This window comes from Pseudoduganella chitinolytica (assembly GCF_029028125.1).
GTDB classification, from domain to species: Bacteria; Pseudomonadota; Gammaproteobacteria; order Burkholderiales; family Burkholderiaceae_D; genus Rugamonas; species Rugamonas chitinolytica.
Map to the genome: position 1 here is coordinate 1,454,677 of NZ_CP119083.1, position 15,654 is coordinate 1,470,330.

The following is a 15,654-nucleotide window of genomic DNA, read 5'->3' on the forward strand; positions in this document are numbered from 1 at the left end:
CTATGGGCCAGTGAGGGAGTATACATGGTTACCCGCATCGCCTCGTGCAGCTGCGGCCAGCTGACCGCCCAGGTCAGTGGCGAGCCGCTGCGCAATTCGATCTGCCACTGCCTGGCCTGCCAGCGCCGCACCGGCAGCGTATTCGGCCAGCAGGCCAGGTTCCGGCGCGCCGACGTGGCCGTCACCGGGCAATCGACCCGCTACACGCGTACCGGCGACGAAGGCACGTCGGCCACCTTCCACTTCTGTCCCCGCTGCGGCGCGACGGTCTTCTATGAACTGGAAGAGATGCCCGACGTGGTGGCGATTCCCGTCGGCGCCTTTGCCGACCCGGCCTTTCCGGCGCCGACCGTGTCCGTCTACGAGGCGCGCATGCATGGCTGGGTGGTGGTGCCGCCCGGCACCGAGCATTACGACTAGTTGTGCGGACACCGCGGGTTCTGCCAGCGCCGCCGACCCCTCAACCGCCGCAGCACCCGCCGCAGCAGGGCGGTGGCGGGTGCCTCGCGCACTTCGCTGGCGACGCCGGCCTGCGCCAGCGCGGCACGCAGGCGCTCGGGCGACGTCTGCGGCGACTCGTAGTCGATGGCGACGCTGGCGCCGGCCGTCGACAGGCGCGCGGCCAGCACGCCCGGGGCGGCGCCGAGCACGTCGGCGATGGTGCGGGTGGCGCTGTCGTCGGGAATGCCGGCGAGCTTGAGCATCGTCGTCTGCATGGTGTTCTCCTGGATGTTGTCCTGTTGATGAGGATTCCAGCGTAGTGCCGGCGCAGTGCCGCTGTCCAACGACTGGGCCTGTGGCATGCGAAAAGCATGATCCAGATTGTCTTTTCCGGTGTCGCCTTTGGCAGCGCGGCGGTGCGGCGGGACAATGGGGCGGAGTTCAAGGAGACCATCATGACGTTGCTGACCATCGACGATCCATCCCCCGCCAAGGCCGAAGGTGCCGGCCTGTGGCGGCTGGGCTTCCGCCCGTTCTACCTGCTGGCCGCGGCCTTTGCCGCGCTGGCCATGCCGCTGTGGATGGCGAGCTACTACGGCCTGGCGCTGCGCCTGCCCGCCGTCGGGCTGCTGTGGCACCTGCACGAGATGGTGTTCGGCATGGCGGTGGCCGTCGTGGTCGGCTTCCTGTTCACGGCGGCACGCAACTGGACCAACCTGTGGACGCCGCGCGGCGCACCGCTGGCACTCCTCGCCGCCTTGTGGGTGCCCGGCCGGGTGGCGATGCTGGCCAGCGCCGGGCCCTGGTCCGCACTGGTCGACAGCCTGTTCCTGCCGCTGGCCGCCTGGCCGCTGTGGCGCGTCATGCGCCAGGCCGGCAACAAGCGCAACTACTTCCTGGTTTTCCTGCTGGTGTTGCTGGCGACCGCCAACCTGGCGCACCATGCCGCCGCGCTGGGCTGGGCCAACTGGCCGCCGCTGCTGCCGGCGCAGGCCGCCATCTTCGTCATCGTGCTGATGGAGGCGGTGATCGGCGTGCGCGTGCTGCCCATGTTTACCCGCAACGGCGCACCGGGCAGCAACCCCCTGGTGCGGCCGAAGCTGGACCAGGCCGGGCTGCTGACAACCGTCGCGGCGGGTATCGCGTGGGTTGCCGGCGCCCCGGCCTGGCTGACGGCGGCGCTGTGCGCGGCCGCCGGCGTGCTGACCCTGTGGCGCCTGGCCGGCTGGCAGCCGCAGCGTACGCTCAAAGTACCGCTGCTGTGGATCCTGCACCTGTCCTATGCGTGGATCGGCGTCGGCTTCCTGCTGCTGGCGCTGGCCGCGCTGGGGCGCACGCCTGCCAGCGCCGCGTTCCACGCGCTGACGGTGGGCTCGATGGCGGGCCTGATCGTCGGCATGATGTGCCGCACGTCGCTGGGTCACACGGGCCGCCCCTTGAAAGCCGGCTGGGCCGAGGTGTGGATGTTCGTGGCGATCCAGCTGGCGGCCGGCGCGCGGCTGGTGGCGGCGCTGGATAGCGGCTCGCTGCGCGACGGCGCCATGCTGCTGGCAGCGGGCGCGTGGACGGTGGCGTTCGCGCTGTTCGTCGCCGCCTACGCGGGGCGCCTGGCGCGCCCGCGCATCAACGGCAAGGAAGGCTGAGCGGCAGGCCGGGCGCCAGCCGTATCGACGGACCGGGCGGCCGTCTGCTATCGTGGCGACGAATCCACAAGGAGCCATACCATGCAAGCCGACATCCGCACGCCGCACGTCTACCGCGGCATCTGTGACGCCTCCGCCGCCGTGGCGCTCGATGCCGACCGCTTCGTCGTCGCCGACGACGAAGTCAGCGTCCTCAAGATCTACCGTTTCGACACGCCCGGCCTGCCGCTGCCGGGCGAAGACGTCGACCTGCACGCCTTCCTGGGCGGAAAAGAGGAGGCGGACCTGGAAGGCGGCGCCCTCGTGGGCGACACGGCCTACTGGATCGGTTCGCACGGCGCCGACGGCGACGGCAAGCCGGCCCGGGACGGCGCGTGCTGTTCGCCATGCGCCGCGGCGGAGCGGGCGAGCGGCTGCTGGTGCCGCAGGGCCAGCCGTGCCGGCGCCTGCTGGACGACCTGGCCGGCACGGCAGTCCAGGACGCATATAACCTGCTGGGCGCGGCGCGGCTGGCGCCGAAAGACCCGGGCGGCCTCAGTATCGAAGGGCTGGCCGACACGCCCGCGGGCCACCTGCTGATCGGCTTGCGCAATCCGGTCCCGGCCGCCGGCGCGTTGCTGCTGACCTTGGAGAATCCGGCCGAGGTCGTGCACGGCGAGCGGGCGCGCTTCGGCCCCCACGTGACGCTGGACCTGGGCGGGCAGGGCATCCGCAGCATCGAACGGCACGGCGACAGTTACTTCATCGTGGCGGGGCCGCCGGGCAAGGGCAAGCACTTTGCCGTGTACCGCTGGTCCGGGCGGGCGGACGAGCGCGCGCAGCTGCTGGACGTGCCGCAACTGGCTGGCCTCAATCCGGAAGCGCTGTTCTTCGACCCGGCCGGCACGCTGCACATCCTGTCGGACGACGGCAAGGACCAGCCGGGTGGGGTCAAGCGCAAGCATCTGCCGCCGGAACTGCGGCAGTTCCGGCGGATTTCGGTGGAGCTGGATTAACCCCAAGCGCTAACCCATGGTCCCAGGCTCCCGATTGCAGGTCGCCGACCCGCAATCAGGCGCCTGACACCGGCGTCTTGTCCCTTACCGGGAACAGACCCTAGAACCGGTACTTGACGTTGACGTACACCTGCCGCCCCGCCACGTCCAGCTTCTGCTGCTCCGCTTCGCTGTAGCGGTAGTGCGCCCGCTTCGTGTTGGTGAGGTTGGTGGCGTCCACCGACACGACCAGGCCGGGCCGGATCGTGTAGTTGACGGAGGCCGCCAAGGTGGCCACGCCCTTGGCCATCGTCGGTGCCGTCGGCATCGCCACGCCGTTGATGACGCTCTGGCCCTGGCTGTTGGCGGTGGGCGCGGGCGCCGTCGTGCTGCTGACGTATTTGCCCCGGTAGTTCCATACCAGCCGCGCGCTCAGGCGGTCGTTCTCGAAATAGCCGCCCAGGTTGCCCGCCCACTCGGAGGCGCCCACCATGGGGCGGCCGTCGTCCACCTTTGTCCTGGCCCGGCTGACGTTGGATGTCATGCCGAAGCTGCCCCACAGCGGCCGCTCGAAGGCCACCTCAATGCCCTTGATCCGAGCGCCTTGTTGCGACGACGTGTTGACGAAGAACGTCTTGACCGTGTTGTCGCGCGGGTCCACCAGCTGTACCGTCTCGCCCTGCGTCACGGTACCCGTCTTGACATAGCCGTCGATCGACGAGTGGAACACGTCCACGGCCAGCACGGCGCGCGGCGCGAAGTACCACGACCAGGACAGGTCGGCATTGTCCGACGTGAGCGGCTTCAGGCCCGGATTGGGTCCCGTCACCGTGCAGCCGCTGGCGTTGCAGCCGGGCGTGCCATAGCCGGCGCCCAGCACATTGTAGTTCTGCCGGCCGATGGTGCGGCTGGCGCCGAAGCGGGCCACCATGTCCGGCCGCAGTGCGTAGCGCACGTTCACGCTGGGCAGGAAGTTGTCGAAGCTGCGCTCGCTCGGGGTCTTGAAGTACACCAGTCCCGCCCTGGGGTCGAACGGGACGCCTTCATGATAGGTGCTGCCGTCGCCCGCCGTGGTGATGGCACCCGGATAGGCGGCGCAGGCCAGCGCCGGCTGGCCCGGCTCGGTCTTCAGGCAGGCGCCCGCCGGTACCGGCGTCACGATGTCCGCGTCGACGCGCGTGCGCACGAAGCGCAGGCCGGCGTTGCCGCTCCATGCCCCGCGCTCGAAGCTCTGCATGACGTAGAAGGCGGTCTGGCGTTCGCGCATGTCGATCTCGTTGACCACGCGGCGCTCGAACTCGGGCGTCGTCGGCCGGATCGACGCGGCGATGTAGTCCTTCAGGGCCTGCGGCGTGAAGTAGAATCCCGTATTGTCGAAGGTGCCGTCCAGGTCCAGGCCGAAATCGGCCGGGTAGGGCACGTAGCCCGCAGGTCCGGACCCCAGCGCCGGCGCTCGGAAGGCGGGAGACGTGCGCTCATTGCGGCGGCGGTGGTCGGCGTAGCGAACGCCCGTCTCGAACGTCGTCAGCATGCGCCAGTCCAGGCGGTACTCGGCATCGAGCTGGATGCTGCTTTCGCGGTCGACGGTGCGCGTCGACGATGCGGTGCGACCCACCAGCGCATAGCCGCTGCCGTCCGGATTCAGGCCAGGACGGTTCTCGCCGGCGCCGCGGTACTGCACGAACGGCGCGTCGTCGACGTCGCCCAGGCGGTAGGCGACACCGGTGCCGTAGCGTGCCCACGTGGTGCCCTGGTCGCGCGCCGTCTTGCCGACCCCGCGGGTGGTGGACAGCAGCGCTTTCAGGCGCAGGTCATCGCTGACGCGCCAACCGGCGTCCACGTCCAGGAACGCGCTTTCCGCCGTGGCGCCGTCGCGGTAGAACGCTTCCGAGTTGCCGACGTACTGGGGCGGCGTCCCGTCCGGGAACACGATCTCGGCGCCTTGCAGCACGCGCAGCGGGTGCCCGTACATCGTGGTCTCGTCGACGATGACGGGGTTGCGGATCGAGGCGTAGACCTGGCGGCCATCGACGTTGGTATTGGCCGCGCTGGCCGTCACGGCACCCAGCGGGTCCGCTTTCCCCAGCAGCATGCTGTACATCGCGCCCGACGTCAGGCGACCGTGGTTGTTCGCCTTCATCTTCGAGTAGAACGCGGTGGTCGTCACGTCCAGGCGGTCGTCCGGCTTGTACTGCAGCGAGAACAGGCCGCCCTTGCGGTCGCGCACGCCCTCGACGAACTCGGAGCTCATCGAGCCGGGCATGCGCACGCCTTCCAGGTCCGCGGCAGTCAGGCCGGTGCCCGCCAGCGAGGCATCCGTGACGCCCTTCATCGTGCTCGTGTTGATAACGTCCCAGCCGCTCGACGCGCCGTATGCCAGGCGCGAGACGGAATCGCGCCGGATGTGGCGCTTCTCGGCAAACCCCTGCACGATGACGCCCAGGGTGCCCGCGGCGTTCTTCCAGTTGATGCTGGCGTTCGCATCCGGCGCGCTTTTGCCCGGCAGGTCGGCATGGCTGATGCCCGCGCTGACGACCCCGGACAACCGTTCCTTCTGCGCCAGCGGCTTCCTGGTCGTCACGTTGATCGTGCCGGCCAGGCCGCCGTCGACGAGATTGGCCTGTGCCGTCTTGTAGACGACGGCCTGGTTCAGGACGGAAGAAGGCACCAGCGACAGGCTGGTGCTGCGCGACGACGAGTTCTGGTCGGCGATGTACCAGTCGGCCGTGCTGACGGCATGGCCGTTGAACATGATCAGGCTCATGTCGGGGTTGGTGCCGCGCATCGACACTTTTTCCGCTTCGTCGTAGTCGGTACGCACCGCCACGCCGGGCAGGCGCTGCAGCGAGTCGGCCAGGTTCTTGTCCGGCATCTTGCCGACATCCTCCGCCGTCACGACCTCCACGTTGGCCGTGGCGTTGCGCTTCACGTTCAGCGACCGCGCCAGCGAGGCGCGGATGCCCGGTACTTCCACCTTCTGGATTGCCTGCTCGTCGACCTGCTGCGCGCCGGCATGGCCGGACAGGCCCAGCATCGCCAATGCCACCGCCGCCGCCAGCGGCTTGTGCTTCATCGTCATCGTGCTCTCCCGTGGTTGGTTGCCCGTTCCTGGCCGGTGCCGGCTCTACGGTCAAGTATTGGCGCAGCCATGGTTAAAAGACAATCGGAAGACGATAGAAATGCGGCGTGCGCCCATCGCCCGGGGGAATCGACGGCGCAGCGTTGCGCGCACGCGTCATCCGCGCTATCGTGGACACTTTTGGGCGGGAGCGACGATGCGGGGCACAGCGGCATTGGGAATGGCGGCACTATTGTTGGCGGGGTGTGGCGCCCGGGACGGCCGCGTGCCGGGCACGCCGTCGCCGCAGCCGGTCTACCGCATGACGCCGCGGCAGGTGGACGGCTACCTGGCGCAGCTGCAGGCCACGGAGCCTGACCTGCGCCAGCGCATCGCCGCCATCGGCCGGCGCACCATCGGCCAGCCGTACCGGCTCAACCTGCTGGGGGAGTTCCCGTACCAGATCCACGACGACCTGCCGATGTTCAGCCTGAACTACAGCGACTGCGTGGTGTTCGCGGAGCAGACGTATGCGATGGCGTTGTCCGGCTCCTGGGAGGAGTTTTTCTGGATGCTGCAGCGCATCCGCTATCGCGACGGCATCGTGGGCGTCGCCACCCGCAACCACTATACGGAGCAGGACTGGAACGTCAACAATCGCTGGCTCGTCACGGACGTCAGCGCGCAACTGGCCGGCCAGGATGCCGCCACGTACGAGTTGACGGTCGATCGCGCTACCTTCCTGCGCACGCGCCACGGCACGCCGGCCGACCTGCCGGTCACGCGCAGCACCGAAACCTATGTCCCGACCGCTGTCGTACCCAGGGTGCTGGGCCGGCTGGCGGACGGCGACTTCGTCAACGTCGTCTCGACGCGCGACGGCAAATACTGGGTGTCGCACGTGGGCCTCGTCGTGACCGCGCCGGACGGCACGCGCCAATTCCTCAACTCGGCCGAGCCGCAGGTGCGGGAAGAAACCTTCGACGCGTTTGTCGCGCGCGCCTCGCGGCGGGCCGGGGAGCAGGCCAGCACTGGCAAGCCGGTCACGCGGCTGGCAGGCTTCAAGTTCCTGCGGCTGAACGACGAGATCGTCGTGCCGCCAGCCTTGCCACAGCCGCGCCCCATGCCGGCGCGTTCCCCTCACGCGCCCGGCTGACGCACTTCGATCCAGCACGCGAAGATCGGGTGGCCGCCGATGATCATCGGCGGGCCGGCACGGTGGGCATGGAAGCCGGCGCGACGCAGCAGGCGCTCGATGCCGATCGGCGAGACGGTGATCAGGCGCTTGGCGCCCTGTTCGGCCGCGAAGGCGATCGAGTCCTGCAGCAGTCGCACGGCCACTTCGGAGGAGAACTGCGACAGGGCCGACGTCGTGCGGCTGTTGAAGTCCACCGCGGCAAAGCGCGACAGCTCCCAGACGTCGTCGCTGCACGGCACCGGGGCGCCGTTCATCAACTCCGGAAACACCTCGCCCAGCAGGTAGGGCTGGCTGGTCGGCAGTAAGCGGGCACAGCCGTTTACATTGCCCTGTTCATCCTGCGACACGACGTACAGCGTGTCGGGACGGTCGAACTGGTCCAGCTCCTCGCCGTTGCGCGTGGTCAGTTCCCAACCCAGCGTTTCGACGAAAACCTTGTGACGGTAACGCCCGACACGTTCGAACAACTCTTTGCTGAGGGTGCTGCTGCTGCCCGCGATCTTGTTCATGGCCCGCTCCGATTAAATGATGTGGTTGATCTGGAGTTGCCATTTGACTATTTTTGCGCGGCGGCCAAAACTGTAACATCTGACAGTTTGGCGGAAATGTATCCTGCCGGTCAGTTGGCCTGACAGCATCGGGGCAGTACGGGGGCGGGGTCGCGGCAGTTTGCCGGGTGGGGCAGGTCAGCTGTCGTAGCGACGCTGCAAGTAACGCAACGTTTCCTCCTGCCAGTTGGAACGGTCGATCAGAATCTTCAGCAAAGTGCTGCTGTCTTCGATATCATCTGCAGCACCAGGGCGCATGACGACGCAGAGATTGCTGCGGGGGTCGCCGACGCGACGCAACGCCACCCCGCCGCCATCGGCGCCGGCGCCCATTTCCCAGTCCCAGCCCATCGTCAGGACCGGTTCGCCATCGCCGACCCATTCGGTATAGCCGGTAATGGCGCTGGCGACGGCGCCAGCGCCCGGCGTGGCGAACTCGTCTTCATCAAGGGCGGAGACCAGGTGACGCAATGAGCGCCGCTGCATGGCGTCGAAGGTCATGCGTACGTAGGGTTTGTCGGACATGTAGTTCTCCTGCAAGAGCGACGCCGGGCGCGTCGTATGGGCTATTGAAACGTGGTACGACAGCGCGAGCCACTGTCAAGATTGACAGCGCTGTGTTGTAAATGTTTCTCATTTCCGAATTGCTGAGCGAATTTTTGATTTGACGGCAAATTTCCGTACTGATATTGTCACTTGCAATAAGAGACGCTCCAGTCCGGTCGTGCCACGTCCGGACCCGACGGGCGCAGCCGCCATCATGGCGGCCGGTGGCAATGCCGATGCACACCCGGTGCCGGACGCCGCTTCATAGGGAGTAGAACTGTGAATTTCACGCACTGGCAGGACCTGCAGCTGCAGGGCTTACTGACGGCGAAGACGGAGGACGACCTGTTCGCCGTGCTGGCCGCTGCCGCTCGCGACCTGGGATTCGAATATTGCGCGTACGGGCTGCGAATGCCGCTGCCCGTGTCGAACCCGAAGGTGTACATGCGCAACAACTATTCGACGCACTGGCAGGAGCGCTATGCGCGGCTGAACTACGTGCGCATCGATCCGACCGTCGCGCACGGCATGAAGTCGATCCTGCCGTTGGTCTGGAACGACACGGTGTTCGACCAGTCGCCCGAGTTCTGGGAGGATGCACGCGGCCACGGCCTGCGCGTGGGCTGGGCCCAGTCGTCCTACGACGCGCGCGGCGTGGGCGGCCTGCTGACCCTGGCACGCTCGCACGACACGCTCAGCGAGGCCGAGCTGCGCGAGCATTCGCTGAAGATGTCCTGGCTCGTGCAGGTGGCCCACGAGGGCATGTCGCGGCTTGTCGCAATGGTGTCGCCGGCGCCGTCCGTGCTGACGTCGCGCGAACTGGAGGTACTGCGCTGGACGGCGGACGGCAAGACGTCGGGCGAAGTCGGCCAGATCATGCATATCTCGGAACGCACGGTGAATTTCCACGTCAACAATGCGCTGAGCAAGCTGGGCGCCGTCAACAAGACGGCGGGCGTCGTCAAGGCGGCAATGCTGCGGTTGCTGTAGCCGCAAACAATCGGGGACAGCCTCCGTTTCGCGATGCGGAACGGAGGCTGTCCCTAATTTCGGTGGACTTCCACGTCAACAATGCGCTGAGCGAGCTGGGCGCCGTCAACAAGACGGCCGGGGTGGTCAACGCGGCAATGCTGCGGTTGCTGCAGCCGCAAACAATCGAACAATCGGGGACAGCCTCCGTTTCGCGATGCGAAACGGAGGCTGTCCCCGATTTTCGCGCTTGAGGATGCGAGGTGAACTCCCAGGTCAGCAATGGCGAAGTGAACGGAGCAAGCTGGGTATCGTCAACCTGACGGCGGGCAAGACGGCGATGGTGCGGTTGCGAGAGCCGCGCGCGCAGATTCGGCAAGCAATCGGGGACAGCCTCCGTTTCGCAATGCGAAACGGAGGCTGTCCCCGATTTCAGGTGTTGCAGATGAAAAAACGGGACCCGCGGGTCCCGTTTTCCTTGCGGTCAGTTCAGCAGCGACCGCTTGCGTGCGTAGGCGAAGTAGACGATCAGTCCCAGCAGCAGCCAGGCGCCGAACGCCAGCCACGTCTCCAGCGACAGGTACGTCATCAGGCCCAGGCAGCAGATCACGGCCAGCGCCGGGATCACCGGCACGCCCGGGCAGCGGAACGCGCGGGGCAGGTCCGGGCGCTTCTTGCGCAGCACCACGACGGCCACCGATACCAGGCAGAACGCGGCCAGCGTGCCCATGTTGACCAGCTTGGCCAGCGTGTCCAGCGGGATCAGCGCCGCGATCAGGGCAAAGATGATGCCGACGACCCACGTGGCGAAGAATGGCGTGCCGTACTTCGGATGGATAGTCGACAGGCGCTTCGGCAGCAGGCCGTCGCGCGACATGGCGAAGATCACGCGCGTCTGGCCGTACAGCATGACGAGGATGACGGTGGTCATGCCCAGGATCGCACCCGCGTCGACGAAGCTGGCCACCCAGTTTTCGCCGGCGAACTTCAATGCCAGCGAGACGGGATGGTCGACGCCTTCGAACTGCCTGAACGGCACGATACCGGTCATGATGCCGGACACGACCACGTACAGCAGCGTGCAGACGGCCAGCGAGCCGATGATGCCGATCGGCAGGTCACGGTCGGGACGCTTGACTTCCTCGGCCGCCGACGTCACGGCGTCGAAGCCGATGAACGCGAAGAACACGAGAGCCGCCGCGCCCAGCACACCGGAATGGCCGTAGGGCATGAATGGCTGCCAGTTGACGGGCTCGACATGGCGCACGCCGACGATGATGAACAGCAGCACCACGCCGACCTTGATGGCCACCATGACGTTGTTCAGGCGGGCGGACTCGCGCACCCCCAGCGACAACAGCCCCGTCAGCACCAGCATGATCAGCAGGGCCGGCAGGTTGAAGTAGGTTTCCTTGCCGGGCACCGCGCCAGGCGCCGCCGTCAGGGCGTCCGGCAAGTGCCAGCCGGCACCGGCGATCAGCGACTGGAAGTAGCCGGACCAGCCGACCGACACGGCCGACGTGGCCAGGCCATACTCCAGCATCAGGTCCCAGCCGATCATCCACGCCACCAGTTCGCCCAGCGTGGCATAACTGTAGGTATAGATCGAGCCGGCCACCGGGACGGTGGAGGCGAATTCCGCGTAGCACAGCGCCGCGAAGGCACAGGCAAAGGCGGCGATGATGAACGACAGCGGCAGGGCGGGGCCCGCCGTCAGCGCCCCCGTTCCCGTCAACACGAAAATACCCGTGCCAACGATGGCACCGATGCCCATCAATACGAGATCGAATGGGCCCAGCACTTTTTTCAAACCGCCCGGGTGACGACCGGCCGCGACCATGTCGTCGAGATTCTTAGTTCTGAAAATACTCACTGCTTCTCCAAGTTGGTAACTATATTGTCTCGGCGTGCCGTGCGTTGCCGGGTAGGCCCGCAGCGGTTCTACGTGCGACGCGGACCCTGGATTCGAGGCCGCGCGTCGCCGCCGCATACTAGCACAGCCGCAAGCATGTATATGTACTAACTGCTTGTTCCAAGGGAAACTGTTGCGCAAATGATATGGGAGAGCGGGGCGGGAGCGTCGGCGCGCGGCGGATGGCGCGCCGGGAGGGATGGCGGATCAGTGCAGCAGGCGGCCGCGGCCGTCGACGTAGCGGCTGGGCTGTTCGGCGCCCGCCATGCGGTCCAGGCGCGCCTTCACCAGCCGGTGCCAGGCGTCGGCCCATTTCGATGCCACGACACTCTCTTCGGTCGAGCTCGCATAAAGCGTACGCTCCACGGCGCGTTGTTGCCGTTGCAGGGCGTACGAGACTTTGATGAAGTTGTTCATGTGGTAATCGTGGCGGTGACCCGGCGAAATTGCCTCTGAGACGTATTCTCTCCCGTTCGGATGGCCGTGAATGTGCGCCAGTTCACGTAGGACTGAGATTACATCGTCGAATGCTTCTGTACTACACGCACTGGACCACTCGTCCGACTCTCAAAAGGAGGGCTCAGCAATAAAGTGGAGGAAATGACAACGTTACAGGTGCTCCACATGTACAAGACCAATCAAATCGAATCCGCCGCCCTGCGTGCACCCCTGCAGTCCCTGACGATGCCGGCCAAACGCGCCCAGGCCGTGCCGCAAGGCCTCAGCCTGACGGGCCTGCAGCAGAACGAACTGCTGCGCGCGCTGCCGCAACACGAACTGGAACGCCTGCTGCCGGAACTGGAACTGGTGGCGCTGCCGACCGGCAAACACCTGTACGACTTCGGCGACAAGATCGAATACAGCTACTTCCCCACGACGGCGATCGTTTCGCTGCAATACGTCAACGAAGACGGCATCACGACGGAAATCGCCGTGGTTGGCCGCGAAGGCGTGGCGGGCGTCACGATGTACAAGGGCGAGCGCGCCAGCAACACCGCAGTGGTGCAGGCGGCCGGCTACGGCTACCGCATGCGCACGGACACCCTGCGCGAACTGTTCGGCGAAGGCGGCACGCTGGCGCACCAGCTGATGCGCTACACCAGCTGCCTGTTTGCCCAGCTGGCGCAGAACGTCGTCAGCAGCCGCCACAGCAGCATCGAGCAGAAGCTGTGCCGCTGGCTGCTGGAACGGCTGGACCGTTCGCCATCGTCGGAGCTGAAGGTGACGCAGGAACTGATCGCCAACCTGTTGGGCGTGCGCCGTGAAAGCATCACGGCGGCGGCGGGCAAGCTGCAGGCCGATGGGTTGATCCAGTGCCGCCGCGGCATGGTTGTCGTGCTGGACCGGGCTGGATTGGAACGCTGCGCCGGCGCCTGCTACTTCGCGGCCCGCGGCACGCTGGCGCAGGCCGCTACCCACTGATCGGGACCCGACCAGGCTCGGCTGATTAGTGCGTTGCGTGGCGCCGCGGTACGGCTCCGTCCGGCGCCTGCGACAGCACGCGCAGGATCGTTTCCGGCGGCAGGCCATGTGCGGCCAGGTAGGCCCAGGCCAGCGCCGCGCCGCATTCGCGGTCGAAGCGGATCGCTTCGTCCACGGCCGCGGCCAGTGTCGTGTCACGCCGCCGTTCCCGGCTGGTGTCGCTTACCTGAAACATGTTTGCTCCCGGGCGTAAGAAGCGCGGCCGTTGCTGCGCTCACGGGTAGCATCTACCCTTGCAGCCCGTAAGTCAAGCCGCCTCAACCCTCATCGGATACCGTCGCGCCATAGCGCCGCTCGAACTCGTCGAGGGGCAGGGCGGGTGCGAACAGGAAGCCCTGGTAGGCGTCGCAGCGCTGCTCGCGCAGGAAGCCGAACTGTTGTTCGTTCTCCACGCCTTCCGCGATCACTTTCAATCCCAGCGTCTTGCCCAGAGCCACGATCAACTCGGCGATGGCGCCCGCGTTCGAACCCGTGCTGGCATCGTTGACGAACGAGCGGTCCACTTTCAGGGCGCAGAACGGGAAGCGCTTCAGGTAGCTGAGCGACGAGTAGCCCGTACCGAAGTCGTCCAGCGAAAACAGCACGCCATGCCCGCGCAGCGCCAGCATCTTCTCGATCACGTCGTCCTCGGCCAGGATGCTTTCCGTCAACTCCAGGCTGAGCCGGCTGGGCGGCGCTCCCGTCCGTTCCAGGATCGCCAGCACCCGTTCGACGAAATCGGGCTGGACCAGTTGCTGCACGCTCACGTTGACCGCCAGCGAGATGTCGGCAAGCACGGGCAAGCGGGCCCAGCGGGCCAGGCACGAGCAGGCATCGTCCAGCGCCTGCAGGCCGATCGCCACGATCAGGCCCGTACTCTCGGCCAGGTCGATGAATTCGCCTGGGCCCACCAGGCCGCGCCGGGGATGCTGCCAGCGCAGCAGCATCTCGCCACCCACCAGCTTGCCCTCGGCGCTGAACTGCGGCTGGCAGTGCAGGGGAAAGTGGCCGCCATGCAGGCCCATGCGCAGGTCGTTCTCCAGCAGGCCGCGCGCGTCGATGGCGGCCTGCATGGCCGGATCGAAGAAGCGCAGCGTGTTGCGCCCGGCTGCCTTGGCGTGGTACATGGCGATGTCGGCCTGCTTCAGCACTTCGTCCATGGCGGTGGCCGCGTTGCCGAACAGCGAAATCCCGATGCTGGGGGTGATGGTCACGGCGCGCATGGCCAGCCGGTGCGGCCGCTGCAGCACGGCCAGCATCTTGTGCGCCACCTTTTCCGCTTCCACTGCCGCTTCCTCGTTGCAGGCCCCCAGGTTTTCGAGGGCCACGACGAACTCGTCGCCACCCAGGCGCGCCAGCTGGTCGCTGTCGCGCACGGAATGGCGCAGCCGCTCGGCGACCTGTTGCAGCAGCAGGTCGCCGGCCTCGTGGCCCAGCGTGTCGTTGAGCTGCTTGAAGTTATCCAGGTCGATGAAGAGCAGGGCGCCGACGCGGGCCAGCCGGCTGCTGCGGCTGGCGATCTTGCTCAGCTGCTCCAGCAGGTGGCGCCGGTTCGGCAGGCCCGTCAGGTGATCGAAATAGGCCAGGTGGTAGATGCGACGCTCGCTTTCCTTGCGCTCCGTGAGGTCCGTATTGGTGCCGGACACGCGCACGGGCCGGCCGGCGGCGTCGTGCAGCACGAAGCCGCGCGACAGCACGGGCACATAGTGGCCGTCGCGGTGCGCCAGGCGCAGTTCAATGGAAAAGCTGTCGCGGGTGCCGCCCAGCAACTCCTGCATGAACACGCCGATTGCCAGGCGGTCTTCCGGATGGAGGAAGCGGCGCCAGGTCTGCTGGTCGGCCGTCACCTCGTCGGGCTGGTAGCCCAGCATTTCCCACCAGCGGTCGGAATAGTAGGCTTCGCCACTGCGCAGGTCGAAATCCCAGACCGCGTCGCGCGAGCCGCGCAGCACCAGGCGCAGGCGTTCTTCCGACTTGCGCAACTGCTGTTCGGCGTCCTTCAGGTTGGTGCAATCGGTAAAGCAGACGACGACTTCGACCAGCGCGCCGCCGTCATCGTGCACGGGGTAGGCATTGCAGATCATCCACGAGACACCGCCGCCCTGGCGACGCAGGCCGGCAATGAAGCCGGCCACGGCGATCCCGGTGCGCAGCACCTGGTGCACGGGATACATTTCCACCGGCATCGGGCGGCCGTCGGCCTGCACCAATATCCATTCCGACTGGCTTGCCTCGACGCCACGCAGCTTGTCGAGCGTTCGCCCCAGCAGCCGCTCGGCGGTATGGTTGGCGGTCAGGATCACGCCGTCCGGGCCGTGCACGACGACGCCGGCAGGCAGGTGGTCGAGCAACTCCTGGAAGCGGGCGCTGCCGCTTGCGGGGCGCCCCAGCACGCCGACATAACCGCTCGGCGTGCCCTGCAGGGACTGGATCGGCACGAGCGCCAGGCCCGGTGTGCGGGCCGCCCGCAACGCATCGGCCAGGCCGGCGCCGGCGCCATCGGCTTGCGGCCGCAGCGCGGCGGACAGCACGCCCGCGTCGCCGCCCAACTGTTCGTCGAGGCCGGCACTCAGGCCCAGCAGGCGATGCTGCGCGTCGAGCACGAACACGCCGGCCGGCGGGTGCATGAAGACCGGCGTCGCGCCCGCGCCCGCGCCGGTATTGTCGTCTTTGTCCATGTTGGTCCCCTCCCATCCGATGCTAGCGCGTTTCGTTGCACGTCGGCGCGCACGCGCGGCGGATTGCAGAAACGCCACATGAGCTCGAGACGAACGCGACGGTTTTATTTCCCGATTGCATTTAAAGAAAATTTCGTGCAAGATACAAACCAGTCCACCGCCCTCAACCTTTCGTCGCGTGGATTCGAGTTCCCCACCACACCTCCGCGGGGACGCCGCTCCTGGC

General features: G+C 67.0%; 15 protein-coding genes. 7 read left to right on the top strand and 8 right to left on the bottom strand.

Translation table 11 applies throughout. The annotated features are described in order from the left end of the window. The first annotated feature begins 24 nt into the window (after window positions 1–24). Window positions 25–420, top strand: coding sequence for a GFA family protein (locus PX653_RS06350; protein WP_277417067.1), 396 nt, complete (start codon window positions 25–27; stop codon window positions 418–420). On the opposite strand, the gene PX653_RS06355 is transcribed toward PX653_RS06350, so the two are convergent. Further along, window positions 417–716, bottom strand: coding sequence for a heavy-metal-associated domain-containing protein (locus PX653_RS06355; RefSeq protein WP_277417068.1), 300 nt, complete (start codon window positions 714–716; stop codon window positions 417–419). The two genes, PX653_RS06350 and PX653_RS06355, sit on opposite strands and share 4 nt — an antisense overlap. Before the next feature lie 96 nt (window positions 717–812). Between PX653_RS06355 and PX653_RS06360 the strand changes: the two genes are divergently transcribed. The 3 genes from PX653_RS06360 (at window position 813) to PX653_RS06370 (ending at window position 3,079) form a co-directional block, all read left to right on the top strand. Continuing rightward, window positions 813–2,084: an NnrS family protein gene (locus PX653_RS06360; RefSeq protein WP_277417069.1), complete on the top strand. Its 1,272-nt coding sequence runs from the start codon at window positions 813–815 to the stop codon at window positions 2,082–2,084. A gap of 81 nt (window positions 2,085–2,165) precedes the next feature. After that, window positions 2,166–2,663, top strand: coding sequence for a hypothetical protein (locus tag PX653_RS06365; protein WP_277417070.1), 498 nt, complete (start codon window positions 2,166–2,168; stop codon window positions 2,661–2,663). Next, complete coding sequence (locus tag PX653_RS06370; RefSeq protein WP_277418523.1) at window positions 2,633–3,079, top strand: DUF3616 domain-containing protein; 447 nt, start codon at window positions 2,633–2,635, stop codon at window positions 3,077–3,079. The genes PX653_RS06365 and PX653_RS06370 overlap by 31 nt, the downstream gene beginning before the upstream one ends. A 100-nt stretch (window positions 3,080–3,179) precedes the next feature. Here the strand turns inward: PX653_RS06370 and PX653_RS06375 are convergent, their stop codons facing one another. Continuing rightward, the gene (locus PX653_RS06375) at window positions 3,180–6,137 is read right to left on the bottom strand and encodes a TonB-dependent receptor (protein ID WP_277417071.1); all 2,958 of its coding nucleotides are present in this window, start codon (window positions 6,135–6,137) and stop codon (window positions 3,180–3,182) included. Between the two features lie 220 nt (window positions 6,138–6,357). On the opposite strand from PX653_RS06375, the gene PX653_RS06380 reads away from it, so the two are divergent. Continuing rightward, window positions 6,358–7,272 carry an N-acetylmuramoyl-L-alanine amidase-like domain-containing protein gene (locus tag PX653_RS06380; protein WP_277417072.1) on the top strand — a complete coding sequence of 305 codons (915 nt, stop codon included), beginning with the start codon at window positions 6,358–6,360 and terminating at the stop codon, window positions 7,270–7,272. On the opposite strand, the gene PX653_RS06385 is transcribed toward PX653_RS06380, so the two are convergent. Next, on the bottom strand, window positions 7,257–7,823 hold the full coding sequence (locus tag PX653_RS06385) for an acyl-homoserine-lactone synthase (RefSeq protein ID WP_277417073.1): 567 nt from the start codon (window positions 7,821–7,823) through the stop codon (window positions 7,257–7,259). The two genes, PX653_RS06380 and PX653_RS06385, sit on opposite strands and share 16 nt — an antisense overlap. 177 nt (window positions 7,824–8,000) lie before the next feature. Next, window positions 8,001–8,387, bottom strand: a complete 387-nt coding sequence (locus PX653_RS06390) for a DUF4902 domain-containing protein (RefSeq protein WP_277417074.1) — start codon at window positions 8,385–8,387, stop codon at window positions 8,001–8,003. A gap of 300 nt (window positions 8,388–8,687) precedes the next feature. Here PX653_RS06390 and PX653_RS06395 point away from each other — a divergent pair, with 300 nt between their 5' ends. Next, window positions 8,688–9,398, top strand: coding sequence for a LuxR family transcriptional regulator (locus PX653_RS06395; RefSeq protein WP_277417075.1), 711 nt, complete (start codon window positions 8,688–8,690; stop codon window positions 9,396–9,398). A 463-nt stretch (window positions 9,399–9,861) separates the two neighbouring features. On the opposite strand, the gene bcaP is transcribed toward PX653_RS06395, so the two are convergent. Together bcaP and PX653_RS06405 are read right to left on the bottom strand one after the other, a co-directional pair. Then, window positions 9,862–11,250 carry a branched-chain amino acid transporter BcaP gene (gene bcaP / locus PX653_RS06400; protein ID WP_277417076.1) on the bottom strand — a complete coding sequence of 463 codons (1,389 nt, stop codon included), beginning with the start codon at window positions 11,248–11,250 and terminating at the stop codon, window positions 9,862–9,864. A gap of 246 nt (window positions 11,251–11,496) precedes the next feature. Beyond that, on the bottom strand, window positions 11,497–11,706 hold the full coding sequence (locus PX653_RS06405) for a hypothetical protein (RefSeq protein ID WP_277417077.1): 210 nt from the start codon (window positions 11,704–11,706) through the stop codon (window positions 11,497–11,499). A gap of 267 nt (window positions 11,707–11,973) precedes the next feature. Between PX653_RS06405 and PX653_RS06410 the strand changes: the two genes are divergently transcribed. After that, window positions 11,974–12,711, top strand: coding sequence for a Crp/Fnr family transcriptional regulator (locus tag PX653_RS06410; protein ID WP_277418524.1), 738 nt, complete (start codon window positions 11,974–11,976; stop codon window positions 12,709–12,711). Between the two features lie 25 nt (window positions 12,712–12,736). Here the strand turns inward: PX653_RS06410 and PX653_RS06415 are convergent, their stop codons facing one another. Together PX653_RS06415 and PX653_RS06420 are read right to left on the bottom strand one after the other, a co-directional pair. After that, window positions 12,737–12,946: a hypothetical protein gene (locus PX653_RS06415; RefSeq protein WP_277417078.1), complete on the bottom strand. Its 210-nt coding sequence runs from the start codon at window positions 12,944–12,946 to the stop codon at window positions 12,737–12,739. A gap of 82 nt (window positions 12,947–13,028) precedes the next feature. Further along, window positions 13,029–15,428 carry a bifunctional diguanylate cyclase/phosphodiesterase gene (locus tag PX653_RS06420; RefSeq protein WP_277417079.1) on the bottom strand — a complete coding sequence of 800 codons (2,400 nt, stop codon included), beginning with the start codon at window positions 15,426–15,428 and terminating at the stop codon, window positions 13,029–13,031. Between the last annotated feature and the right edge of the window lie 226 nt (window positions 15,429–15,654).